Here is a 21,800-nt window from a genome sequence, read left to right as displayed (position 1 = left end):
ACGCCGGACCACCCGGCCGGCGGGTCGCTTGCGTATCGCGGCATATCTGCCTAAGCATGGAGTCAAGTTCCGGCTCCGCTTTGGGGGCTGGCGATAAGCAGAAGTGAGTTACGGCATGGTGCAGCAGAGCCGCCCATCGCCGCAGAGTTCCGGCCCGGCCGGCCGTTATGCGGGCAAGCGCGCCCGTTCCGGTCCGGGCAATGGGAGCAAGGCTGCGGCCATTCCGCCCCCGCCGGTACAGCGGGGCCTTTCGCCCCATGGTGCGCGCGACCGTCGATCCTATGCCGCGATTGACCTCGGCACCAATAATTGCCGCCTGCTGATCGCCAAGCCGTCCGCCGACGGCTTCATCGTCGTCGATGCCTTTTCGCGTATCGTGCGTCTGGGCGAGGGGCTGGCCGCCACTGGCCGGATCAGCGACGCGGCGATCGACCGGGCCATTGCGGCGCTCTCCGTCTGCGCCGACAAGCTGCGCCGCCGTCATGTGACGCTGGCGCGATCGGTCGCGACCGAGGCCTGCCGCCGCGCGTCCAACGGCGCGGAATTCATCCAGCGGGTGTATAAGGAAACCGGCATCGCGCTCGACATCATCAGCGCGCAGGAAGAAGCGCGGCTGGCGGTGCTGGGCTGTCATGCGCTGCTGGAGCCGGGCGAAGGGCCGGCGCTGATCTTCGATATTGGCGGGGGATCGACGGAGCTGGTGCTGGTCGATTCGCACGGCACAACCGGCGCGCCGCGTATCGTCGATTGGGTGAGCGCGCCCTGGGGCGTGGTGTCGCTGACGGAGAGCGAGGCGTTCGACCATGGCAATGCCGCCGACCGGCTGGCTGCCTATGAACGAATGCGCGCGCGCGTGGCGGAGGCGTTCTCGCCCCTGGCCCGTCGCCTGCCCAAGGATGCGCAGGATATTCGGCTGCTCGGCACGTCGGGCACGGTGACGACGCTGGCCAGCCTGCATCTGGGCCTGCCGCGGTACGACCGGCAGGCGATCGACGGCCTGATCGTGCCGTGCGAATCGATGCGGGCGATTTCGGATCGCTTGTCCGGCATGAACCTGGCGGAACGGCAGAAACTGCCCTGCATCGGGACCGAACGGGCCGATCTGGTGGTGGCGGGCTGCGCCATTTTGGAATCGATCCTCGATATCTGGCCGGCGGAGCGACTTGGCGTCGCTGACCGCGGTATCAGAGAGGGTATTTTACGCGGGCTGATGGACCGCGACGGGAGAGTGATGTGAGAGGGTCTGGTGTCGGCAAGGTGCGGGTCAAGACCGCCAAGGGCCGTACGGCGCAGTCGGTGCGCTGGCTGGAGCGGCATCTGAACGATCCCTATGTCCGCAAGGCGAAGGCGGAAGGGTGGCGCAGCCGCGCCGCCTTCAAGCTGATAGAACTGGACGAGAAATTCCATTTCGTGAAGGGATCGAAGGCGGTCGTCGACCTTGGCGTCGCGCCGGGCGGATGGGCGCAGGTGGTGCGGAAAATGGCGCCGAAGGCCGCCGTGGTCGGCATCGACCTGCTGCCGGTTGATCCGATTGCCGGCGTCACTTTGTTCGAAATGGACTTCATGGACGACAAGGCGCCCGATGTGCTGCGTGAGGCGCTGGGGCAGGAGCCGGACCTGATCATTTCCGACATGGCGGCCAATACGGTCGGCCATGCCGCAACCGATCACTTGCGCACCATGGGGCTGGTCGAGGCGGCGGCCTGGTTCGCGGTGGAAAATCTGCGCAAGGGCGGCACCTTCGTCGCCAAGGTGTTTGCGGGCGGCACGGATGGCGAATTGCTGGTCCTGCTCAAGAAGAATTTCACGACGATCAAGCATGCCAAGCCGCCGGCCAGCCGCAAGGGCAGCGTCGAATGGTATGTCGTGGCACAGGGGTTCAAGGGGCGACCGGACGAAGGTACCGATCCAACCTGAGAAGAGCATAGCGGGGGGCATTTGGTCGCAACGGTTTCGACGGTCGCCTATCTGGGGCTGGAGGCACGCGCCGTGGAGGTGCAGTGTCAGCTGGTGCCGGGCCTGCCCAACTTCATCCTCGTCGGCCTGCCCGACAAGGCGGTGGCCGAAAGCCGCGAGCGGGTGCGCAATGCCATCGCCGCGATCGGTCTGTCGCTGCCGCCCAAGCGCATCACGGTAAACCTCTCGCCCGCCGACCTGCCCAAGGAAGGATCGCATTTCGACCTGCCCATAGCGCTGGCCTTGCTGGGTGCGATGGGCGTGATCGATGCCGAGACGCTGTCGGGCTATGTGGTCGTGGGCGAACTGGGGCTGGACGGGCGGACCGCGCCGTCACCCGGCGTGCTGCTGGCCGCGCTCCATGCCGGCGAACAGGACAAGGGCCTGGTCTGTCCGGTCGCGCAGGGGGCAGAAGCCGCCTGGGCTGGCGAGGTGGAGGTGGTCGCCGCGCCCGATCTGCTGAGCCTGCTCAATCATTTCAAGGGGACGTCGGCGCTGTCGCCGCCGCAGCCGGGCGCGGTCGATGCGCCGGTGCGCACGGTGGATCTGAAACAGGTGAAGGGCCAGGAGGTCGCCAAGCGCGCGCTGGAGATTGCGGCGGCGGGTGGCCATAATCTGCTGATGGTCGGGCCGCCGGGCGCGGGCAAGTCGCTGATGGCGAGTTGCCTGCCGGGTATCCTCCCCGACATGACGCCGTCCGAGGCGCTGGAAAGCTCCATGGTGGCGAGCGTCGCCGGGACGCTGGAGGGCGGGCGGATCAGCCGGGCACGGCCCTATCGCAGCCCGCATCATAGTGCGTCGATGGCGGCGTTGGTCGGCGGGGGCCTGAAAGCCCGGCCGGGCGAGGTCAGCATGGCGCATCTGGGCGTGCTGTTCCTGGATGAGCTACCGGAATTTCAGCGCACGGTGCTCGATTCGCTGCGCCAGCCGCTGGAAACGGGTGAAGTGACGGTGGCGCGGGCCAATGCGCATGTGACCTTCCCGGCGCGGGTGCAGTTGATCGCGGCGATGAATCCCTGCCGTTGCGGGCATCTGAGCGATCCGGCGCTGGCCTGTTCGCGCGCGCCGCGCTGTGCGGCGGATTATCAAGCGAAGGTGTCGGGGCCATTATTGGATCGCATCGACCTGCATGTCGAGGTGCAGGCGGTGACGGCCGCCGATCTGGTGCTGCCGCCGCCCGCCGAAGGATCGGCCGAGGTTGCGGCGCGGGTCGCGGCGGCGCGGAGCGTTCAGACGGTGCGCTATGCCGGGAGCAAGACGCGCACCAACGCCGAGGTGGATGGCGAACGGCTGGAGGAAGTCGCCGGGCCGGACGAGGCCGGACGGCAATTGCTGGCACAGGCGGCCGCCGCGATGAAGCTGTCGGCGCGCGGCTATACCCGCGTGCTGCGGGTGGCGCGCACGATCGCCGATCTCGCCGGGGCCGAGCGGGTGGGGCGCGTGCATGTGGCCGAGGCGTTGAGTTACCGGCGGCGGACGCCGGTCAATTGAGGAAGGGCGGTTGCCGAGCGGAAGCGGATAGTTCCCCATCCCGCTTGCGGGAGGGGGCTAGGGGGTGGGCTGGACGTCGCGACAGCCCACCCCGCTGCGACTAACGCGCTGCGCGCGTAAGTCTCGCTGCCCCTCCCGCCAGCGGGAGGGGCAGGCAAAAAACCACCCATACCCGCCATTATGTCCATTCAGCTGTCGCTGGTGATCAGCTTCAACTCGGTCGCGGGTGCGTCGCTGTCCTTGGGGCGGAAGCGGCCTTCTACGCGGCTGCCCGGTTCGATCGTGATCCGTTCGTAGACGACGTCGCCGGTGATCCGGGCGCTGCTTTCCACCACCAGTTCGCCCGCCGTTATCGACCCATCGACCAGCCCCGCAAGGCGGGCGCTCTGCGCCGTCACATGGCCGGTGATTCGGCTGTCCGGTCCCTGCACCAATGCGGCGCAGCTGATGTCGCCCTCGATCGCGCCATCGACATGCAGGTCCACGCTCGCGGTCAGATTGCCGGCGATGGTGACGTCGCCGCCGATCAGCGAGAAGGGGATGGACTTACCCCCGGTCGCGGACATCGGCGAAACGGGCCGTGGCGATTTGCTGGACTTGGAGAACATCTTTGCGGGCCTCCAGAAAGGGGCGGGGATTGACGGCCTGGCCGTTCAGCCGAACCTCGAAATGCAGATGAGTGCCGGTCGAGCGGCCGGTCGAGCCCATGCGGCCGATCGTGTCGCCGCGCGCGATCTTCTGACCCACGCGGCTCGCAAAGCCGGACAGGTGGGCATAGCGGGTCATGATGCCGTTGCCATGTTCGACCTCGACCACATTGCCATAGCCCTGGCGCTGACCGACATAGCTGACCTTGCCATCGGCGGCGGCGTTGATCGGCTGGCCGTAGCGACCGGGAAAGTCGAGGCCGGCATGGAAGGCGGCATGGCCGTTGAACGGGTCGCGGCGATAGCCGTAGCTGCTGGTCAGCATCGGTGAACCGGTGGGCTGGCCCGAGGGGATGGTGAGCAGGCTGCGCTCCAGAAATTCCATGCGCGACATGGCGTCGGCAAGATCTTCCAGTTCGCCGGTCATCGCGCCCTTGTCGCCCTTCCAGGGGACGAAGGGACCACCTTGCGCGCGGGCGGCGCTGCGGGCGAGCGTGTCGGGATTGAGGCCGAAGCTGCGGATGGCGGCGGCGGCCTTGTCGGCGCGGCGCTCGACCGCATGGGTCAGCAGCAGGGCGAAGCGGCGCTGGCGCTGCTCCAGCTTCACCAGCGGCGCGGCTTCGGGCGCCATGCTGATCTTGGTGTTGAGCTGTTCCGCCTTGTCGCTCTTGTCCGCGTTCTTCTCTTCCCCGACCAGATCGGCGCCGGCGGCATTGCCGTCCTCCGCCCCGAAATGCGTCTTGTAGAGATCGTCCATGAAGTCCTGGCGGGTCTTCAGATCCTGCGCCAGTTCCTCGACCGACTGGCGATAGCCTTCCACCTTGCTGGCGGCGCTGGCGACCGACTTGCCTTGCCGGGCGAGCGCGGCGCGCTGCTGCTCGACTGAGGCGCTGCTGGCGAACATGGAGACGGTGACGCCGGCCCAGCCGATCAGCGCGGCGGACAGCAGGCCCGCTGCGGCTAATTGCGCGCGGCGGGAGATACGGATGAATTTGACCTGGCCACCGGAGCGCAGGAAAATCTCCCGCTCAGGGCAGAGGGCGCTGATCCGGTCCCGGAGGCCGGCCATTCCCGTCTTCTTCTGATGCGACAATGCGACCCCGCGACTCTAAACCATGCTTCTTTTGCCCGCCGGGGCCGGTAGCAAAGCTTTGCACTGCGCGCGAATCCGCCATTGCGGACTCGTGACGAGTCGAAGTTTGAATGGGACGAAACGAGGATCGCGTGCGTTGGTTCCGTCCGAATGACAGTATTTTTCACTTCCCGAAGCGTTTCGAGCGACAGGAATGAAGGCGCTGCGCCGGTGAGCCAGGCGCCTTGCTTGACCGGATCGGCGTGCATCGCTATAGGCGCGGCTGCCCAGCGGCCCGGACGTGGGGAGACTCGCTCTCTTTCCGTCCTTTCTCTGGGCACTTTTTAGAGCTGAACATTGCCGGGTGCTCTTGCGGCTCCAGGGGGCTTATGCCCACCGGGGCCTTTGCCGTTTGGTCGAATCTTTCGTCTGGACGGTGCAAAACGCGGGGACGTCCAGGTAAAGTAACTGAAAAAGGTGAAGGGCTTCATGCCAACAATCAATCAGCTGGTCCGCAAGGGCCGCGAGCTGCAGAAGACCAAGTCCAAGGTCCCTGCAATGGATGCGAACCCGCAGAAGCGCGGCGTTTGTACCCGCGTCTACACGACGACCCCGAAGAAGCCGAACTCGGCGCTTCGTAAGGTGGCGAAGGTGCGTCTGGTCAACCAGCGCGAAGTCATCACCTACATTCCGGGTGAAGGCCACAACCTTCAGGAGCACAGCGTTGTGCTGATCCGTGGCGGCCGCGTACGCGATCTTCCCGGTGTGCGTTACCACGTACTGCGCGGCGTTCTGGATACCCAGGGCGTCAAGGATCGTAAGCAGAGCCGTTCGAAGTACGGCGCGAAGCGTCCGAAGTAAGGGAGACTAGAATATGTCACGTCGTCGTCGCCCCGAAAAGCGCATCATCCTGCCCGATCCCAAGTTCGGTGATATCGTGCTGTCGAAGTTCATGAACAGCATCATGCAGGACGGCAAGAAGGCCGTTGCGGAATCGATCGTCTATGGTGCCCTCGACACTGTCGAGACCCGCGCCAAGAAGGATCCGATCGGTCTGTTCCATGATGCGCTGAACAACATCAAGCCCGGCATCGAAGTCCGCAGCCGCCGCGTCGGCGGTGCGACCTATCAGGTGCCTGTCGAAGTTCGCCCCGAACGTTCGCAGGCCCTGGCGATTCGCTGGCTGATCACTGCCGCGCGCAACCGCAGCGAAACCACGATGGCCGCGCGCCTTTCGGGTGAGCTGCTGGACGCCGCCAACAACCGCGGCAATGCCGTGAAGAAGCGCGAAGACACGCACCGCATGGCGGAAGCGAACCGCGCCTTCTCGCACTACCGCTGGTAATATCGGACGGGCGCCGCAAGGTGCCCGTTTCGACATTCGGCACTCAAAATCGGTCCGTTCGCCATGGGTGGCTACCCATGGCGAACGGATTGGTTTAGGGGCCACGCGCAGAAAAACGAATCCCCTCACCGCCGGTGCGCCGGCAACGGAGAAGCATCATGGCCCGCAGCCATCCGCTCGAACATTATCGTAACTTCGGTATCATGGCGCATATCGACGCCGGCAAGACCACCACGACCGAGCGTATCCTTTACTATACCGGCAAGTCCTACAAGATCGGCGAAGTCCATGACGGCGCCGCGACCATGGACTGGATGGAGCAGGAGCAGGAGCGTGGTATCACCATCACGTCGGCTGCGACGACGTGCGTGTGGAAGGCTGCAGAGGGCAAGGGCCCCGAGCATCGCCTGAACATCATCGACACCCCCGGCCACGTCGACTTCACCATCGAAGTCGAACGTTCGCTGCGCGTGCTCGACGGCGCGGTTGCCGCGTTCGACGGCGTTGCCGGCGTTGAGCCGCAGTCGGAAACCGTGTGGCGCCAGGCGGACAAGTACAAGGTTCCGCGGATGTGCTTCATCAACAAGCTCGACCGCACCGGTGCCAACTTCTATTATTGCGTACAGACGATCATCGATCGCCTGGGCGCGACCCCGGCCGTCCTGTACCTGCCCATCGGCGCCGAAGCCGATTTCAAGGGCCTGGTCGATCTGGTCGAAAACCGTGCGATCATCTGGAAGGATGAAAGCCTGGGCGCCGAATTCTCCTATGAGGAAATTCCGGCCGACCTGGCTGACAAGGCTGCCGAATATCGCGAAAAGCTGATCGAGCTCGCCGTCGAACAGGACGACGAGGCGATGGAAGCCTATCTGGAAGGTAATGAGCCCGACGTCGCGACCCTCAAGAAGCTGATCCGCAAGGGTACGCTGGGTCAGGCCTTCGTGCCGGTGCTGTGTGGTTCGGCGTTCAAGAACAAGGGCGTCCAGCCCCTGCTCGACGCGGTCGTCGATTATCTGCCTTCGCCGCTCGACATCGAAGACGTGCAGGGCATCAATCCCGACACCGACGAACCTGACAGCCGTGCGACCGCGGACGACGCGCCCTTCTCGGGCCTGGCGTTCAAGATCATGAACGATCCCTTCGTCGGCTCGCTGACCTTCCTGCGCGTCTATTCGGGCACCCTGACCAAGGGCACGTACCTGAACTCGGTCAAGGACAAGAAGGAAAAGATCGGCCGCATGCTGCTGATGCATGCCAACAGCCGTGAAGATATCGATGCGGCCTATGCCGGCGACATCGTTGCGCTGGCCGGCATGAAGGAAACCACCACCGGTGATACGCTGTGCGCCGAGCGCCAGCCGATCATTCTGGAACGGATGGAATTCCCCGAGCCGGTCATCGAACTGTCGGTGGAACCCAAGACCAAGGCTGACCAGGAAAAGATGGGCGTCGCGCTCAATCGTCTGGCTGCCGAAGATCCTTCGTTCCGCGTGTCGACCGATCACGAATCGGGCCAGACCATCATCAAGGGCATGGGCGAACTTCACCTCGAAATCCTGGTCGACCGCATGAAGCGCGAGTTCAAGGTCGAGGCGAATGTCGGTGCGCCGCAGGTGGCCTATCGCGAATATCTCAAGAAGCCGGTCGACATCGACTACACCCACAAGAAGCAGTCGGGCGGCACCGGCCAGTTCGGCCGCGTCAAGGTGAAGCTGACGCCGGGCGAGCGCGGTGCGGGCATCCTGTTCAAGGATGAGATCAAGGGCGGCAATATTCCCAAGGAATATATCCCCGCGATCGAGAAGGGCTTCCGCGAAACGGCAGCGACCGGTTCGCTGATCGGCTTCCCGATCATCGATTTCGAGATCGTGCTGTATGACGGCGCCTATCATGACGTCGACTCGTCGGCGCTGGCGTTCGAAATCTGTGCCCGCGCCGCGATGCGCGAAGCGGCGCAGAAGTCGGGCATCACCCTGCTCGAACCGGTCATGAAGGTCGAAGTCGTGACCCCGGAGGAATATCTGGGCGACGTCATCGGCGACATGAACAGCCGTCGTGGCCAGATCCAGGGCACCGACACGCGCGGCAACGCACAGATCGTCGAGGCCATGGTGCCGCTGGCGAACATGTTCGGCTATGTGAACTCGCTGCGCTCCTTCACCCAGGGGCGTGCGAATTACTCGATGACCTTCTCGCACTATGACGAAGTGCCGCAGAATGTGGCGGATGAAGTCAAGGCGAAGATGGCCTGATGATTTTCCCGGGCCGAGCCGTGCAAGCGGCTCGGTTAGGGGCTGGTAATCTGTAAATTTGCTGCTATGGACGCGCCTTCGCGAGGCGCGGCCGAGCGGTCAGACCCAAGCTGATTTTGATTAGAAGGTAGGATAAAATGGCTAAGGCTAAGTTTGAGCGGAATAAGCCGCACTGCAACATCGGCACCATCGGTCACGTTGACCATGGCAAGACCTCGCTGACCGCAGCGATCACCAAGGTGCTGGCCGAAACCGGCGGCGCGACCTTTACGTCGTACGACAACATCGACAAGGCTCCCGAAGAGCGCGAGCGCGGCATCACCATTTCGACCGCCCACGTCGAATATGAAACCGAAGCCCGCCACTACGCGCACGTCGATTGCCCGGGTCACGCTGACTATGTGAAGAACATGATCACCGGTGCCGCCCAGATGGACGGCGCGATCCTGGTCGTTTCGGCCACCGACGGCCCGATGCCCCAGACCCGTGAGCACATCCTGCTCGCCCGTCAGGTTGGCGTTCCGCAGCTCGTCGTGTTCATGAACAAGGTCGACCTGGTCGACGACGCCGAAATCCTCGAGCTGGTCGAGCTGGAAATCCGTGAGCTGCTCAGCAGCTACGATTTCGACGGCGACAACATCCCTGTCATCCCGGGTTCGGCTGTTGCTGCCCTTCAGGACAAGACCCCTGAAATCGGCCACGACGCTGTTCTCAAGCTGATGGCTGCCGTCGACAGCTTCATCCCGCAGCCCGAGCGTCCGGTTGACAAGCCCTTCCTGATGCCGATCGAAGACGTGTTCTCGATCTCGGGTCGTGGTACGGTCGTGACCGGCCGCGTCGAAACCGGCATCATCAAGGTTGGTGAAGAAGTCGAAATCGTCGGCCTCAAGGACACCAGCAAGACCACCGTCACCGGCGTGGAAATGTTCCGCAAGCTGCTCGACGAAGGTCGTGCAGGCGACAACATCGGCGCCCTGGTGCGTGGCACGAAGCGTGAAGAAGTTGAGCGTGGTCAGGTTCTGGCCAAGCCCGGCACCATCACCCCGCACACCGAATTCGACGCCGAAGTGTACGTGCTGTCGAAGGAAGAAGGCGGTCGCCACACCCCGTTCTTCGCGAACTATCGTCCGCAGTTCTACTTCCGCACCACCGACGTGACCGGCGAAGTGATCCTGCCCGAAGGCACCGAAATGGTCATGCCTGGCGACAACGTGAAGCTCGGCATCAAGCTGATCGCCCCGATCGCTATGGATCCGGGTCTGCGCTTCGCCATCCGTGAAGGCGGTCGTACCGTCGGCGCAGGGGTTGTCGGCACGATCTCGAAGTAATATAGGACCGCAGCGGCGCGAATCGTCCGATTCGCGCCGCTGAGGATTTTAACCGCCCCGGATCGCCTTTCTCCGGCTCGCAAGAGCTAGAAGGGCAGTTTACGGGGCGGATATTTTTTGTTGGCGCATTTTTACAAATCATCGGCTGCTCCGGCTGATTTTTGAAAATGCTCTACGTTTTTGGCTCTTTCGCATCGGTACAGGAACTATGGACAGCAACATCCGCATTCGCCTCAAGGCGTTCGATCATCGCGTGCTCGATCAGGCGACCGGCGACATCGCCGACACCGCCCGCCGCACCGGCGCCCTTATTCGCGGTCCGATTCCCCTTCCGACGCGCATCGAAAAGTTCACGGTCAACCGTGGTCCGCACATCGACAAGAAGTCGCGCGAGCAGTTCGAAGTCCGCACCTACAAGCGTATGCTTGACATTGTGCAGCCGACGCCGCAGACGGTCGACGCGCTGATGAAGCTGGACCTGGCTGCCGGCGTGAACGTCGAAATCAAGCTGGCCTAAACGCCGGCAAGTCCCTGCCTTCCTTTTGGAGGGCAGGGTATCGGGTATTCTGGACCTCTGATTTTCAAGAGGGGCGGAAGCTCAAACGACACAAGGGATACCGCGCGACGCCAGTAAGCTGGAGAGGTCGCGGTTCTGGTCCCCCGTCGCTGTTCCCGAGAGGGGGTGGCATCCAACCCGGACGGGGTGATCTAAACATTGGGTTGGGCCGCGAAGCAGAGATGCTGAGCGGTTTTTTCGTTGGATACGCCCGCTGCTAAGGCGGGCCTCTATGGGAGTAACAAGTGATGCGCACAGGCGTGATCGCTAAGAAAGTCGGGATGACCCGTCTGTTCCAGGAGGACGGACGTCACATTCCAGTTACGGTTCTGGCCCTCGAGGGCAACCAGGTCGTGGCACGCAAGGATGTCGACAGCGATGGCTATGTGGCCGTTCAGCTCGGTGCTGGCGTTGCCAAGGTGAAGAATGTTGCCAAGCCGCAGCGTGGCCACTTCGCCAAGGCCGAAGTCGAGCCCAAGGCTCGCCTGGTCGAATTCCGCGTCGCCGAGGATGCTCTCCTCGATGTCGGCGTCGAAATCGCCGCTGACCATTTCATCGCCGGCCAGCTGGTCGACGTTGCAGGGCACACCCAGGGTAAGGGTTTTGCCGGTGCCATGAAGCGTTGGGGCTTCGGCGGTATGCGCGCCACGCACGGCGTGTCGATCAGCCATCGTGCCCATGGTTCGACTGGTAACCGTCAGGATCCGGGTCGCGTCTTCAAGAACAAGAAGATGGCCGGCCACATGGGTGACCGCGAGCGTACGCAGCAGAACCTCGAAATCGTCCGCACGGACGTCGAGCGTGGCCTGCTATTCGTCAAGGGTTCTGTTCCCGGTGCCAAGGGTACCTGGTTGACCGTGAGCGACGCCGTCAAGGTGAAGCGCCCGGCTGACGCTCCCTATCCGGCCAGCCTGAAGGCTGCCGCCAACAGCAACACCGCTGCCGAGACGCCTGCTGAAGCAGTCGCTCCCGAAGCGACCGAAGGCCAGGAGGGCTAATCATGAAGGTCAATGTACAGACCCTCGACGCGCAGGCCGCCGGCGAACTGGAGCTGAATGACGACGTGTTCGGTCTGGAACCGCGCGCCGACATCCTGCACCGCGTCGTCACCTGGCAGCTCGAAAAGCGTCGTGGCACCGCCCGCGGTACCCGCGAGCGTTCCGACGTCGCCCGTACCGGCAAGAAGTTCGGTCGCCAGAAGGGCGGCGGTACCGCTCGTCACGGCGATCGCCGCGCGCCGATCTTCATCGGTGGTGGTAAGGCTCACGGTGCCCGCGTTCGCGACTTCAACCCCTCGCTGAACAAGAAGGTTCGCGCGCTGGGTCTGAAGATGGCGCTGTCTTCGAAGGTCAAGGCGGGAACGCTGACGATCATCGACAGCCTGGACGTGGCTGAAGGCAAGACCAAGGCGCTGGTCGCCAACCTTGCCAAGCTGAACCTGACCAAGGTGCTGTTCATCGACGGCGACGCCGTGAACATCAGCTTCGCGAAGGCTTCGGCGAACATCATCGGCGTGGACCTGCTCCCTGCCGTTGGCGCCAATGTCTATGACATCCTGAAGGCCGACTCGCTGGTGCTCACCCGCGCCGCGGTCGAAAAGCTGGAGGCCCGTTTCAATGGCTAAAAAAGAAGCCGCGGCCGTCGCCAACCGTCACTATGACGTCGTTGTCGCCCCGCACATCACCGAGAAGTCGACTCTTCTCTCCGAGAACAACGCCGTGGTCTTCAAGGTCGCTGGCGATGCGTCGAAGCCGGAGATTAAGGCCGCCGTCGAGGCGATCTGGGGCGTCGAAGTCAAGAGCGTCAACACGCTGGTGACCAAGGGCAAGACGAAGCGCTGGAAGGGCAAGCCCTACACGCGTTCGGACGTGAAGAAGGCGATCGTCCGCCTGGCCGAAGGCCAGTCGATCGATATCACCGAGGGAGTCCGCTAAGATGGCTCTTAAGCATTATAACCCGACCAGCCCGGCCCGCCGCGGCCTGATCCTGGTCGACAAGTCGAGCCTGCATAAGGGTAAGCCCGTAAAGGCGCTGACCGAAGGCAAGCGCAAGACCGGTGGCCGTAACAACAAGGGTCATGTGACCTCGCGTGGTATCGGTGGCGGTCATAAGCAGCGCTATCGTATCATCGACTTCAAGCGTCGCTTGTGGGATGTCGAAGGTACGGTCGAGCGTCTGGAATATGACCCCAACCGCACCGCCTTCATCGCGCTGGTCAACTATCCTGACGGTACGCAGTCCTACATCATCGCGCCGCAGCGTCTTGCGCCCGGTGACAAGGTCATCGCCGGCAAGAAGACCGACGTGAAGCCGGGCAACGCGATGGAGCTGGGTCAGATGCCGGTCGGCACGATCATCCACAACATCGAAATGAAGCCGGGCAAGGGCGCGCAGCTCTGCCGTTCGGCGGGCACCTATGCCCAGCTGGTCGGTCGTGATCGCGGCATGGTGATGGTGCGTTTGTCCTCGGGCGAACAGCGCTACATCCGTTCGGACTGCATGGGTACCATCGGCGCCGTGTCGAACCCCGACAATGGCAACACCAATCTTGCCAAGGCCGGCCGCAACCGTTGGAACGGCATCCGCCCGCTGACGCGCGGTGTCGCCAAGAACCCGGTCGATCACCCGCATGGTGGTGGTGAAGGCCGCACCTCGGGCGGCCGTCATCCGGTTACCCCGTGGGGCAAGCCGACCAAGGGTGCTCGCACCCGCCACAACAAGGCGACGGACAAGTTCATCATCCGTAGCCGCCACGCGAAGAAGAAGAGGTAAGCGAGATGGCTCGTTCCGTCTGGAAAGGTCCGTTCGTGGACCTCAGCCTTCTGAAGAAGGCGGAAGCCGCGCAGGACGCGGGTGGCCGTGCGCCGATCAAGACCTGGTCGCGTCGTTCCACCATCCTGCCGCAGTTCGTCGGCCTGACGTTCAGCGTCTATAATGGTCGTAAGCATGTTCCGGTTTCCGTGAACGAGGATATGGTGGGTCACAAGCTGGGCGAATTCGCCCCGACCCGCTTCTTCCCCGGCCACGCCGCCGACAAGAAGGGCAAGCGCTAATGAGCAAGCCTAAGGCTCCCCGTCGCGTCGCCGACAATGAGGCTCTGGCCGTCGGCACGCAGATCCGCGGTTCGGCCCAGAAGCTGAACCTGGTTGCCACGCTGATCCGCGGCCGCAAGGTCGAAGAGGCGCTGAACATCCTCGCCTTCTCGAAGAAGGCGATGGCTGTCGACGTGCGCAAGGTGCTGGCTTCGGCCATCGCCAATGCGGAAAACAACCACAATCTCGACGTCGACTCGCTGGTCGTCGCGGAAGCATCGGTCGGCAAGGCGTTCACGCTGAAGCGCTTCCATGCTCGCGGCCGCGGCAAGTCGACCCGGATCCTCAAGCCCTACAGCCGCGTGCGCATCGTCGTGCGTGAAGCTGGCGAAGAAGCGGAGGCGTAAGCACATGGGTCACAAGAGCAATCCGATCGGTCTGCGTCTCCAGATCAACCGTACCTGGGACAGCCGCTGGTTCGCCGAAGGTGCCGACTATGGTCGCCTGCTGCTGGAAGATCTCAAGATCCGCCAGTTCATCTTCAAGAACCTGCCGCAGGCAGCGATCTCGAAGGTGGTCATCGAGCGTCCGGCCAAGCTGTGCCGCGTGTCGATCTATGCCGCCCGTCCGGGCGTCATCATTGGCAAGAAGGGCGCGGACATCGAAAAGCTGCGCCGCAAGCTGGGTGCGCTGACCTCGTCCGACGTGTCGCTGAACATCGTCGAAATCCGCAAGCCGGAAATCGATTCGAAGCTCGTCGCTCAGGGTATCGCCGATCAGCTGGAACGCCGCGTTGCCTTCCGTCGCGCCATGAAGCGTGCGGTGCAGTCGGCCCTGCGTTTGGGCGCCGAAGGCATCAAGATCACCTGCGGCGGCCGTCTGGGCGGCGCAGAGATCGCGCGCGTCGAATGGTATCGCGAAGGCCGCGTTCCGCTGCACACGCTGCGTGCGAACGTCGACTATGCCGAAGCCACGGCGCACACCGCCTATGGCGTTTGCGGCATCAAGGTCTGGATCTTCAAGGGCGAAATCCTTGGTCACGATCCGTTCGCGACCGACCGGCTGATGCTGGAGGCTCAAACCTCCGGCGTGCGCCCGGCGCGCTGAAGATAAGAAGGTAATAGCGTCATGCTGCAACCGAAGAAAATGAAGTTCCGCAAGACCTTCAAGGGTCGGATCAAGGGCGATGCCAAGGGTGGCTCGGCTTTGAATTTCGGCGCTTATGGTCTCAAGGCCATGGAACCTGAGCGCGTCACTGCCCGCCAGATCGAAGCGGCTCGCCGCGCGATCCAGCGTCACCTTCGCCGTCAGGGCCGTCTGTGGATCCGCGTATTCCCCGACGTGCCGGTTTCCAAGAAGCCTGCCGAAGTCCGTCAGGGTAAGGGTAAGGGTTCGGTCGAATATTGGGCTGCTCGCGTCAAGCCGGGCCGCATCCTGTTCGAACTGGACGGCGTACCCGGTCCGCTCGCAGCAGAGGCCTTCTCGCGCGCCGCGATGAAGCTGCCCATCAAGACGAAGGTTGTCGCCCGCCTCGGCGACACCTCGCATCTGGAGGGTTAAGCACATGGCGAATGTCGCAGACCTGAAGACCAAGACGGACGACGAACTGTCGACCGAACTCAACAACCTGAAGCGCGAGCAGTTCAACCTGCGTTTCCAGGCGGCCACCAACCAGCTGGAAAAGCCCAGCCGCGTCAAGGAAGTCCGTCGGTCGATCGCGCAGATCAAGACCCTGCAGACGGAGCGTAACAGCTCCGCTGCCAAGTAAAGGAACCACACGATGCCCAAGCGCGTGCTGACGGGAACTGTGGTTTCCGACAAGACCGACAAGACGGTGGTCGTTCGCGTGGAGCGCAAGGTAAAGCATGCGCTCTACGGCAAGATCATCCGCCGTTCGAAGAAGTACCATGCCCATGATGAGGGCAATGTCTACAAGGAAGGCGAAACGGTCCGAATCGAAGAGACCGCTCCGATTTCCAAGCTCAAGACCTGGAAGGTCATCGAGCGCGTGGACACCCACAAGTCGCCGGAAACGGCGGCCTGAGGGCAGGCTCGCTGAGCCTTTGGTGAAAAATGCGGCGCGGGGCTGGCCTTTTCCTTCGGAAAGGGTTACAGGCCCGCGCTTCGCGTAGAGTCACCGGGCTTTAGGCTGATGAATTCGGAACCGCCGGGAATTGCCCCGGTAGGCCAAATAAGAAGGAACCGGATCTATGATCCAGATGCAATCCAATCTTGACGTCGCTGACAACAGCGGCGCCAAGCGCGTCCAGTGCATCAAGGTGCTGGGCGGCTCGAAGCGTCGCTTCGCTGGCGTAGGCGACATCATCGTCGTCTCGATCAAGGAAGCTGCGCCTCGTGGTAAGGTGAAGAAGGGTGACGTGCATCGTGCCGTCATCGTGCGTACCGCCAAGGATATCCGCCGTGCAGACGGTTCGGTCATCCGTTTCGATGGCAACGCCGCTGTGCTGATCAACAAGAACGAGGAGCCGATCGGCACCCGTATCTTTGGCCCCGTGGTTCGTGAACTGCGTGCCAAGAAGCACATGAAGATCATCAGCCTTGCTCCCGAGGTGCTGTAATGAGCGCTGCTAAGATCAAGAAGGGCGACAAGGTCGTCATCCTGGCCGGCAAGGACAAGGGCCGTACCGGCGCTGTTCTGGCCGTGATGCCCAAGGACGACAAGGTCCTGGTGGAAGGCATCAACGTGCATGCCAAGCATCGCAAGCCCGACCAGGCGAACCCGCAGGGTGGCATCGAGCGCAAGCCTGCGCCGCTCCACATTTCGAACGTCGCTGTCGCCGATACGGATGGCAAGCCGACCCGCGTCCGTTTCGAGGATCGCGACGGCAAGAAGGTCCGCGTCGCCGTCAAGTCCGGTGAGGTGCTGTAATGGCCGAGAAGTTTACGCCGCGCTCGAAGGCGCAGTATGACGCCGAAATCGTCAAGGCGATGACCGAGAAGTTCGGTTACAAGAACGTCATGGAAATCCCCCGGATCGAAAAGATCACGCTCAACATGGGCGTGGGCGAAGCGACCCAGGACAAGAAGAAGGTCACCTCGGCTGCCGAAGAGATGGAGCTGATCGCTGGTCAGAAGCCCGTCATCACCAAGGCGAAGAAGTCGATCGCGCAGTTCAAGCTGCGTGAAGGCATGCCGATCGGTGCGAAGGTCACGCTGCGTCGTGAACGCATGTACGAGTTCGTTGATCGCCTGATCAACATCGCTCTGCCCCGCGTGCGCGACTTCCGTGGTCTGAACCCGAAGAGCTTCGATGGCCGTGGCAACTATGCCTTTGGTATCAAAGAGCAGATCATCTTCCCGGAGATCAGCTATGACCGCGTCGACAAGGTGCGCGGCATGGATATCATCGTGACCACCTCCGCGAAGACGGACGATGAAGCGCGCGAACTGCTGCGCCTCTTCGGCTTCCCCTTCCCGATTGAAGAGAAGCAGGCGGCCTGATCAGGCCCCGCTTCTCTCCCAACGCTTAAGCTAAGGAAGAGAACTTAAGTCATGGCGAAACTGAGTTCGATCAACAAGAACGAGCGCCGCAAGAAGCTGGTTAAGAAATATGCCGGCCGTTATGCAAAGCTCAAGGCGATCGCGAATGATACCGCGGCCGATGACAGCGATCGTCTGATCGCGCGTCTGAAGATGGCGGAGATCCCCCGCAACGGCAATCCGACCCGCGTTCGGAACCGCTGCGAACTGACGGGGCGTCCCCGCGCTTATTACCGCAAATTCCGCCTCTGCCGCGTGCAGCTGCGTGATCTGGCCAACAAGGGCCTGATCCCCGGCGTCACCAAGTCGAGCTGGTAAGGATCATTTGAGATGGCATTGACCGATCCCCTGGGTGATATGCTCACCCGCATCCGCAACGGGCAGCAGGCGAAGAAGGACAGCGTTGTGTCCCCCGCTTCCAAGCTGCGCGCTCGCGTTCTCGACGTGCTCCAGCGTGAAGGCTACATCCGTGGCTATTCCGAAGAAGCCCTGGGTAACCACCCTGGCCTGCGCATCGAGCTGAAATATTTCGAAGGTCAGCCGGCGATCAAGCATGTCGCCCGCGTGTCCAAGCCTGGCCGCCGCGTTTACTCGGGTTCCAAGGAACTTCCGGTGATCCGCAACGGCCTGGGCATCACCATTGTCTCGACGCCGCGTGGCGTTCTGTCCGACGCCGAAGCGCGCGAACAGAATGTCGGTGGCGAAGTGCTGGCGGAGGTGTTCTGATGAGCCGCACTGGCAAAAAGCCGGTCACCGTGCCTTCGGGCGTGACCGCGTCCATCGCCGACGGTCAGCTGTCGGTGAAGGGCCCCAAGGGTACCCTTTCGCTGCCGCTGGCTAACGAAGTCACCTACAGCATCGAAGACGGTTCGATCGCGGTGAAGCCTGCCAACGACAGCAAGCGCGCTCGCGCTTTCTGGGGCATGCAGCGCACCCTGATCGCCAACCTGATTACTGGTGTGACCGAAGGTTACACCAAGAAGCTGCTGATCACCGGCGTCGGTTATCGCGCGGATTCGAAGGGCAAGGTTCTGAACCTGAAGCTCGGCTATTCGCACGATGTCGATTTCGCGATCCCGGAAGGTATCGAGATCAAGACCCCGGATAACACCACGGTCGAGATCAGCGGTATCGACAAGCAGCAGGTCGGTCAGGTCGCTGCCGAGATCCGTCGCTGGCGCAAGCCCGAACCCTATAAGGGCAAGGGTATCAAGTACGCCGGCGAGTTCATCTTCCGCAAGGAAGGGAAGAAGAAGTAAGATGGCAAAGCTTTCCCTCTTCGCGCGGCGTCGTCGCCGCGTTCGCACCGCGCTCAAGGCCGTGTCGGGCACCCGTCCGCGCCTCAGCGTCCACCGTTCGGGCCAGCACATCTACGCCCAGGTCATCGACGACGTCGCCGGCAAGACCGTCGCCGCCGCTTCGACCCTGGACAAGGATGTCGGTTCCAAGGCTCTGGGCAAGACCGGCGCCTCGGCCGAAGCAGCTGCCGATGTCGGCAAGCGCGTCGCCGCAGCGGCGACCGCCGCTGGCGTCACCCAGGTCGTGTTCGACCGTGGTGGCTTCCTGTTCCATGGCCGCGTCAAGGCGCTGGCCGATGCGGCCCGTGAAGCCGGGCTGGAGTTCTGATCATGGCTGACGAAAACACCAACGAAGTCGTCGCACCCGTCGAGGGCGCCGAAGCGACTGCACCGACCGAAGGTCGTGGCCCCGGCCGTGGCCGTGGCAACCGTGGCGGTGGCGATCGCAACCGTGGCGAGCGTGGCGGCCGTGGTCGTCGCGACGATCGTCGCGGTGGCAACCGTGACGAGGAGCAGGGCGAAGAGCTGATCGAGAAGCTGGTTCACATCAACCGCGTCTCGAAGACCGTCAAGGGCGGTAAGCGCTTCGGTTTCGCAGCCCTCGTCGTCGTCGGCGACGGCAAGGGTCGTGCGGGCTTCGGCCATGGCAAGGCGCGCGAAGTGCCTGAAGCCATCAGCAAGGCGACCGCCGCTGCCAAGAAGGCAATGGTTCGCGTTCCGCTGAAGGAAGGCCGCACCCTGCACCATGACGGCCTTGGCCACTTCGGTGCCGGCAAGGTGACTGTCCGTTCGGCTCCGGCCGGTACGGGTATCATCGCCGGTGGTCCGATGCGCGCCGTGTTCGAAAGCCTCGGCGTCGCTGACGTCGTGACCAAGTCGAACGGTACGTCGAACCCCTACAACATGATCCGTGCGACCTTCGCGGCTCTGGTCGAACAGACCAGCCCGAAGTCGGTGGCGCAGCGCCGTGGCAAGAAGGTCGCCGACCTTCTGCGTCGTGGTGGTGCTTCGGCCGACGTCGCGCAGGCTGATGCCGAAGCGATTGCGGAGTAACTGACATGGCGAAGATCAAGATCAAGCAGATCGGTTCGCCGATCCGTCGCCCCGAAGCCCAGAAGAAGATTCTGATCGGCCTGGGCCTTGGCAAGATGCACCGCGTTGTGGAGCTGGAAGACACTGCGGAAGTCCGCGGCGCCATCAAGAAGCTCCCCCACATGGTGGCAGTGGTCGAAGGCTGAGCCTTCTTCCCAAAACGATAGAGATGGAGGCACGCGGAACTTAGGTTCTGCGTGCCTTTTCTTTTGTCCTCAAGATCGCCTCAACTGCGGGGGAAGGCTAAATCTGACGGCACGGAGAGTTTGATGATGCGAGACGGACCCACTGCGTGATCGCGACGCTTCGCTAGCGGTGACGTCCAAAAATCGTCTTGCTCCATGCACTCCGGGCAAGCGCGACCGGATAGCGATCAGCCGCTATGCTAGGGCGCCAGCGTAGAGACGGTGTCGCGCGATGGAGAGGCAGATAGCGGTGCGACCGGCTTTCTCGCGCTTTTGATGCCGAGCAATAATCGGCTCGAGAGCGGATGGCGGGCCGCGACCAGATGAATGGCGGCGGGGAGCATCAGCCCGGCGATCACGCCCGACAAGAGATGCATGGGCAGCATGTCGATGCCGACCTTGGTGAGTGCGATGCGCACCGCGGCGGTGCCGAGAACATGATAGAGATAGATAGTGAAGGTTATTCGGCCGATCGGCTTGGCCCATGGATGTGTCGGCAGGTAGAAGATCAGCAAGGTGCATAATGCAGCAACCATCGCGAGCGTCTCGATATCGCGCCGATCGAGGTCGATCATGCCCGTCTGCGTGTAGCTCCATGATTTCCAGCACAGACAGATCAGCATGACCATAAGAGCGGTCAGGGTGAGGGGGCGTCGATGGGCATCGACCCAGGCACCGCCGCGATGAACGCATATTCCCAGGATGAAGAAGGGCGCCAGGCTGGCAGCCTGATCGAGCGAGAAATAGGGCGGCAGCTTCAGCCCGGACAGGGCGAGCAGGGTGGCTGTCGCCAGCAGCCAGAGATGCTGCCTGTGCCTTGTTGCGGCATCCATCAGGCCAACGACCGCAAACAGCGTCAATATGGCCTGCAGGAACCAGAAATGGATGTAGGGGAATATCAGAAGCCGCCAGATCTGGTCCGGGGGAATCATCCATCCGAACGTCATGCCCATGGCATCGAGAAACAGGGCGATGGTTTCGAAGCCGAGCGCCGCGATAAGGCCGGGAACGGCGATGCGGCGCAATTTGCCCGCATAGAAGGCGCCAAGACCGGCCAGGCGCGGCGGGCGCAATGCGTAGACGAAGCCGGCCACGAACGCGAAGGCAGGCATGCGGAAATCCGCGAGCATGTCCGCAAAAGTGCGCAAGGGATGGGGGTAGGATAGGGCGAGGCCGGTGCCTTCGCCCCCGATCACATGATAGATGACGAGAAGCAGGGTCGCGAGAACCCGAATCTCCTCGATCGGTCGATGACTGGTCCGGTCGGCGATAGGCCGATCATTTCCCCCGCTGTCCATGCTCCGTCCCCCCGGCATGCCCTGCTGGCGAGCGTAATTTGCACCCCTGCCATGTCAATGGCGCGGCGTGGCCTTTGCAGTAAAAGGAGGGGTGACAAGGGGGGCAGGAAAGGCTATGGGCCCCGCTTCCATTCAGCGCGAACCAAGCGAAAGCGAGTGCACATCATGAAGCTCAACGAAATCAACGACAATGCCGGCGCCCGCAAGGGCCGTATGCGCGTAGGCCGCGGCATCGGCTCGGGCAAGGGCAAGACCGCCGGTCGCGGTCAGAAGGGTGCCAAGGCGCGTTCGGGCGTCAGCATCAACGGCTTCGAGGGTGGCCAGATGCCGCTCCACATGCGTATCCCGAAGCGCGGCTTCAACAACATCTTCGCGAGTGACTATGCGATCGTGAACCTGGGCGCCGTGCAGAAGGCGATCGACGAGGGCAAGCTGGACGCCAACGCGACCATCGACCAGGCCGCTCTGAACGCTGCAAACCTGACCCGCGGTGGCAAGGACGGCGTCCGTCTGCTCGCCAAGGGTGAACTGACCGCCAAGGTCAGCTTCCTGGTCGCCGGTGCGTCCAAGAGCGCCATCGACGCCGTCGCAAAGACCGGTGGCAAGGTCGACGTGATCGAAGTCGTTCCGGCTGCCGAGAAGGCCAAGGCGAAGAAGGGCACGACCCTGGCCGCCAAGAAGGCCGCAGCGAAGGCCTGATTTCGGTCTGACAGTCTTGCAAGCATGACCCCGCTGCCCGATATGGGT

The 21,800-nt window shown here is 62.9% G+C and carries 31 protein-coding genes; 28 read left to right on the top strand and 3 right to left on the bottom strand.

Annotation, left to right across the window (positions count from 1 at the left end; genetic code table 11):
* Window positions 1–115: 115 nt before the first annotated feature.
* Genes F4U94_RS19550 through F4U94_RS19540 form a run of 3 tightly spaced genes read left to right on the top strand, consistent with a single transcriptional unit; the run spans window position 116 to window position 3,447 of the window.
* The gene (locus tag F4U94_RS19550) at window positions 116–1,237 is read left to right on the top strand and encodes a Ppx/GppA phosphatase family protein (RefSeq protein ID WP_120251002.1); all 1,122 of its coding nucleotides are present in this window, start codon (window positions 116–118) and stop codon (window positions 1,235–1,237) included.
* Window positions 1,234–1,917 carry an RlmE family RNA methyltransferase gene (locus F4U94_RS19545; protein ID WP_120251001.1) on the top strand — a complete coding sequence of 228 codons (684 nt, stop codon included), beginning with the start codon at window positions 1,234–1,236 and terminating at the stop codon, window positions 1,915–1,917. Before F4U94_RS19550 ends, F4U94_RS19545 begins: the two co-directional genes overlap by 4 nt.
* Window positions 1,918–1,938: 21 nt before the next feature.
* Window positions 1,939–3,447 carry a YifB family Mg chelatase-like AAA ATPase gene (locus F4U94_RS19540; protein ID WP_120251000.1) on the top strand — a complete coding sequence of 503 codons (1,509 nt, stop codon included), beginning with the start codon at window positions 1,939–1,941 and terminating at the stop codon, window positions 3,445–3,447.
* Window positions 3,448–3,635: 188 nt separating this feature from the next.
* Here F4U94_RS19540 and F4U94_RS19535 read toward each other — a convergent pair whose 3' ends face one another.
* Window positions 3,636–4,013, bottom strand: a complete 378-nt coding sequence (locus F4U94_RS19535) for a bactofilin family protein (protein WP_172598784.1) — start codon at window positions 4,011–4,013, stop codon at window positions 3,636–3,638.
* Window positions 3,994–5,163 (bottom strand): M23 family metallopeptidase, encoded by a 1,170-nt coding sequence (locus tag F4U94_RS19530; protein ID WP_120250998.1) that lies wholly within the window; start codon window positions 5,161–5,163, stop codon window positions 3,994–3,996. The genes F4U94_RS19535 and F4U94_RS19530 overlap by 20 nt, the downstream gene beginning before the upstream one ends.
* A 492-nt stretch (window positions 5,164–5,655) precedes the next feature.
* Here F4U94_RS19530 and rpsL point away from each other — a divergent pair, with 492 nt between their 5' ends.
* The 24 genes from rpsL to rpmD all read left to right on the top strand — a co-directional run bounded on the left by rpsL (window position 5,656) and on the right by rpmD (window position 19,716).
* Entirely contained in the window at window positions 5,656–6,027 is a 372-nt protein-coding gene (gene rpsL / locus F4U94_RS19525; protein ID WP_004208728.1) for a 30S ribosomal protein S12, read from the top strand.
* A gap of 13 nt (window positions 6,028–6,040) precedes the next feature.
* Window positions 6,041–6,511, top strand: coding sequence for a 30S ribosomal protein S7 (gene rpsG / locus F4U94_RS19520; RefSeq protein ID WP_120250997.1), 471 nt, complete (start codon window positions 6,041–6,043; stop codon window positions 6,509–6,511).
* Between the two features lie 158 nt (window positions 6,512–6,669).
* A complete protein-coding gene (fusA, locus tag F4U94_RS19515; protein WP_120250996.1) occupies window positions 6,670–8,763 on the top strand; it encodes an elongation factor G in 2,094 nt (697 codons plus the stop codon).
* Between the two features lie 137 nt (window positions 8,764–8,900).
* Window positions 8,901–10,091 carry an elongation factor Tu gene (tuf, locus tag F4U94_RS19510; protein ID WP_120250995.1) on the top strand — a complete coding sequence of 397 codons (1,191 nt, stop codon included), beginning with the start codon at window positions 8,901–8,903 and terminating at the stop codon, window positions 10,089–10,091.
* A gap of 208 nt (window positions 10,092–10,299) precedes the next feature.
* Window positions 10,300–10,608 (top strand): 30S ribosomal protein S10, encoded by a 309-nt coding sequence (gene rpsJ / locus F4U94_RS19505; RefSeq protein ID WP_007686587.1) that lies wholly within the window; start codon window positions 10,300–10,302, stop codon window positions 10,606–10,608.
* Between the two features lie 287 nt (window positions 10,609–10,895).
* Window positions 10,896–11,645: a 50S ribosomal protein L3 gene (gene rplC, locus F4U94_RS19500; protein WP_120250994.1), complete on the top strand. Its 750-nt coding sequence runs from the start codon at window positions 10,896–10,898 to the stop codon at window positions 11,643–11,645.
* Window positions 11,646–11,647: 2 nt separating this feature from the next.
* Window positions 11,648–12,271, top strand: a complete 624-nt coding sequence (rplD, locus tag F4U94_RS19495; protein WP_120250993.1) for a 50S ribosomal protein L4 — start codon at window positions 11,648–11,650, stop codon at window positions 12,269–12,271.
* Entirely contained in the window at window positions 12,264–12,581 is a 318-nt protein-coding gene (locus F4U94_RS19490) for a 50S ribosomal protein L23 (RefSeq protein ID WP_120250992.1), read from the top strand. Before rplD ends, F4U94_RS19490 begins: the two co-directional genes overlap by 8 nt.
* 1 nt (window position 12,582) lies before the next feature.
* A complete protein-coding gene (gene rplB / locus F4U94_RS19485; RefSeq protein WP_120250991.1) occupies window positions 12,583–13,419 on the top strand; it encodes a 50S ribosomal protein L2 in 837 nt (278 codons plus the stop codon).
* Window positions 13,420–13,424: 5 nt separating this feature from the next.
* The gene (gene rpsS / locus F4U94_RS19480; protein ID WP_056691701.1) at window positions 13,425–13,700 is read left to right on the top strand and encodes a 30S ribosomal protein S19; all 276 of its coding nucleotides are present in this window, start codon (window positions 13,425–13,427) and stop codon (window positions 13,698–13,700) included.
* Window positions 13,700–14,086: a 50S ribosomal protein L22 gene (gene rplV / locus F4U94_RS19475; RefSeq protein ID WP_056691698.1), complete on the top strand. Its 387-nt coding sequence runs from the start codon at window positions 13,700–13,702 to the stop codon at window positions 14,084–14,086. Before rpsS ends, rplV begins: the two co-directional genes overlap by 1 nt.
* Before the next feature lie 4 nt (window positions 14,087–14,090).
* The gene (rpsC, locus tag F4U94_RS19470) at window positions 14,091–14,786 is read left to right on the top strand and encodes a 30S ribosomal protein S3 (protein ID WP_120250990.1); all 696 of its coding nucleotides are present in this window, start codon (window positions 14,091–14,093) and stop codon (window positions 14,784–14,786) included.
* Between the two features lie 21 nt (window positions 14,787–14,807).
* On the top strand, window positions 14,808–15,239 hold the full coding sequence (gene rplP / locus F4U94_RS19465) for a 50S ribosomal protein L16 (RefSeq protein WP_120250989.1): 432 nt from the start codon (window positions 14,808–14,810) through the stop codon (window positions 15,237–15,239).
* A 4-nt stretch (window positions 15,240–15,243) separates the two neighbouring features.
* Entirely contained in the window at window positions 15,244–15,447 is a 204-nt protein-coding gene (gene rpmC / locus F4U94_RS19460; protein WP_056691689.1) for a 50S ribosomal protein L29, read from the top strand.
* Window positions 15,448–15,459: 12 nt separating this feature from the next.
* Window positions 15,460–15,723 carry a 30S ribosomal protein S17 gene (gene rpsQ / locus F4U94_RS19455; protein ID WP_006960320.1) on the top strand — a complete coding sequence of 88 codons (264 nt, stop codon included), beginning with the start codon at window positions 15,460–15,462 and terminating at the stop codon, window positions 15,721–15,723.
* Between the two features lie 166 nt (window positions 15,724–15,889).
* Window positions 15,890–16,258 (top strand): 50S ribosomal protein L14, encoded by a 369-nt coding sequence (gene rplN / locus F4U94_RS19450; protein WP_056691686.1) that lies wholly within the window; start codon window positions 15,890–15,892, stop codon window positions 16,256–16,258.
* On the top strand, window positions 16,258–16,569 hold the full coding sequence (rplX, locus tag F4U94_RS19445; protein ID WP_120250988.1) for a 50S ribosomal protein L24: 312 nt from the start codon (window positions 16,258–16,260) through the stop codon (window positions 16,567–16,569). The genes rplN and rplX overlap by 1 nt, the downstream gene beginning before the upstream one ends.
* Entirely contained in the window at window positions 16,569–17,141 is a 573-nt protein-coding gene (gene rplE / locus F4U94_RS19440) for a 50S ribosomal protein L5 (protein WP_120250987.1), read from the top strand. The genes rplX and rplE overlap by 1 nt, the downstream gene beginning before the upstream one ends.
* Before the next feature lie 51 nt (window positions 17,142–17,192).
* Window positions 17,193–17,498: a 30S ribosomal protein S14 gene (gene rpsN / locus F4U94_RS19435; RefSeq protein ID WP_007707881.1), complete on the top strand. Its 306-nt coding sequence runs from the start codon at window positions 17,193–17,195 to the stop codon at window positions 17,496–17,498.
* Window positions 17,499–17,510: 12 nt separating this feature from the next.
* On the top strand, window positions 17,511–17,906 hold the full coding sequence (gene rpsH, locus F4U94_RS19430) for a 30S ribosomal protein S8 (protein WP_120250986.1): 396 nt from the start codon (window positions 17,511–17,513) through the stop codon (window positions 17,904–17,906).
* Window positions 17,906–18,439, top strand: a complete 534-nt coding sequence (gene rplF / locus F4U94_RS19425; protein WP_120250985.1) for a 50S ribosomal protein L6 — start codon at window positions 17,906–17,908, stop codon at window positions 18,437–18,439. The genes rpsH and rplF overlap by 1 nt, the downstream gene beginning before the upstream one ends.
* Before the next feature lies 1 nt (window position 18,440).
* Window positions 18,441–18,806 (top strand): 50S ribosomal protein L18, encoded by a 366-nt coding sequence (rplR, locus tag F4U94_RS19420; protein WP_120250984.1) that lies wholly within the window; start codon window positions 18,441–18,443, stop codon window positions 18,804–18,806.
* Between the two features lie 2 nt (window positions 18,807–18,808).
* A complete protein-coding gene (gene rpsE, locus F4U94_RS19415) occupies window positions 18,809–19,531 on the top strand; it encodes a 30S ribosomal protein S5 (RefSeq protein ID WP_093020405.1) in 723 nt (240 codons plus the stop codon).
* 5 nt (window positions 19,532–19,536) lie between these two features.
* On the top strand, window positions 19,537–19,716 hold the full coding sequence (gene rpmD, locus F4U94_RS19410) for a 50S ribosomal protein L30 (RefSeq protein WP_120250983.1): 180 nt from the start codon (window positions 19,537–19,539) through the stop codon (window positions 19,714–19,716).
* A gap of 239 nt (window positions 19,717–19,955) precedes the next feature.
* On the opposite strand, the gene F4U94_RS19405 is transcribed toward rpmD, so the two are convergent.
* Window positions 19,956–21,053: an acyltransferase family protein gene (locus F4U94_RS19405; protein WP_170271970.1), complete on the bottom strand. Its 1,098-nt coding sequence runs from the start codon at window positions 21,051–21,053 to the stop codon at window positions 19,956–19,958.
* A gap of 165 nt (window positions 21,054–21,218) precedes the next feature.
* Between F4U94_RS19405 and rplO the strand changes: the two genes are divergently transcribed.
* Window positions 21,219–21,752: a 50S ribosomal protein L15 gene (gene rplO, locus F4U94_RS19400; protein WP_120250981.1), complete on the top strand. Its 534-nt coding sequence runs from the start codon at window positions 21,219–21,221 to the stop codon at window positions 21,750–21,752.
* Window positions 21,753–21,800: the final 48 nt, after the last annotated feature.

The sequence above is a fragment of the Sphingobium limneticum genome, from assembly GCF_008710155.1.
GTDB classification, from domain to species: domain Bacteria; phylum Pseudomonadota; class Alphaproteobacteria; order Sphingomonadales; family Sphingomonadaceae; genus Sphingobium; species Sphingobium limneticum.
The sequence above is the reverse complement of the archived record's forward strand: the minus strand, read 5'-3'. Positions and strand labels throughout refer to the sequence as shown.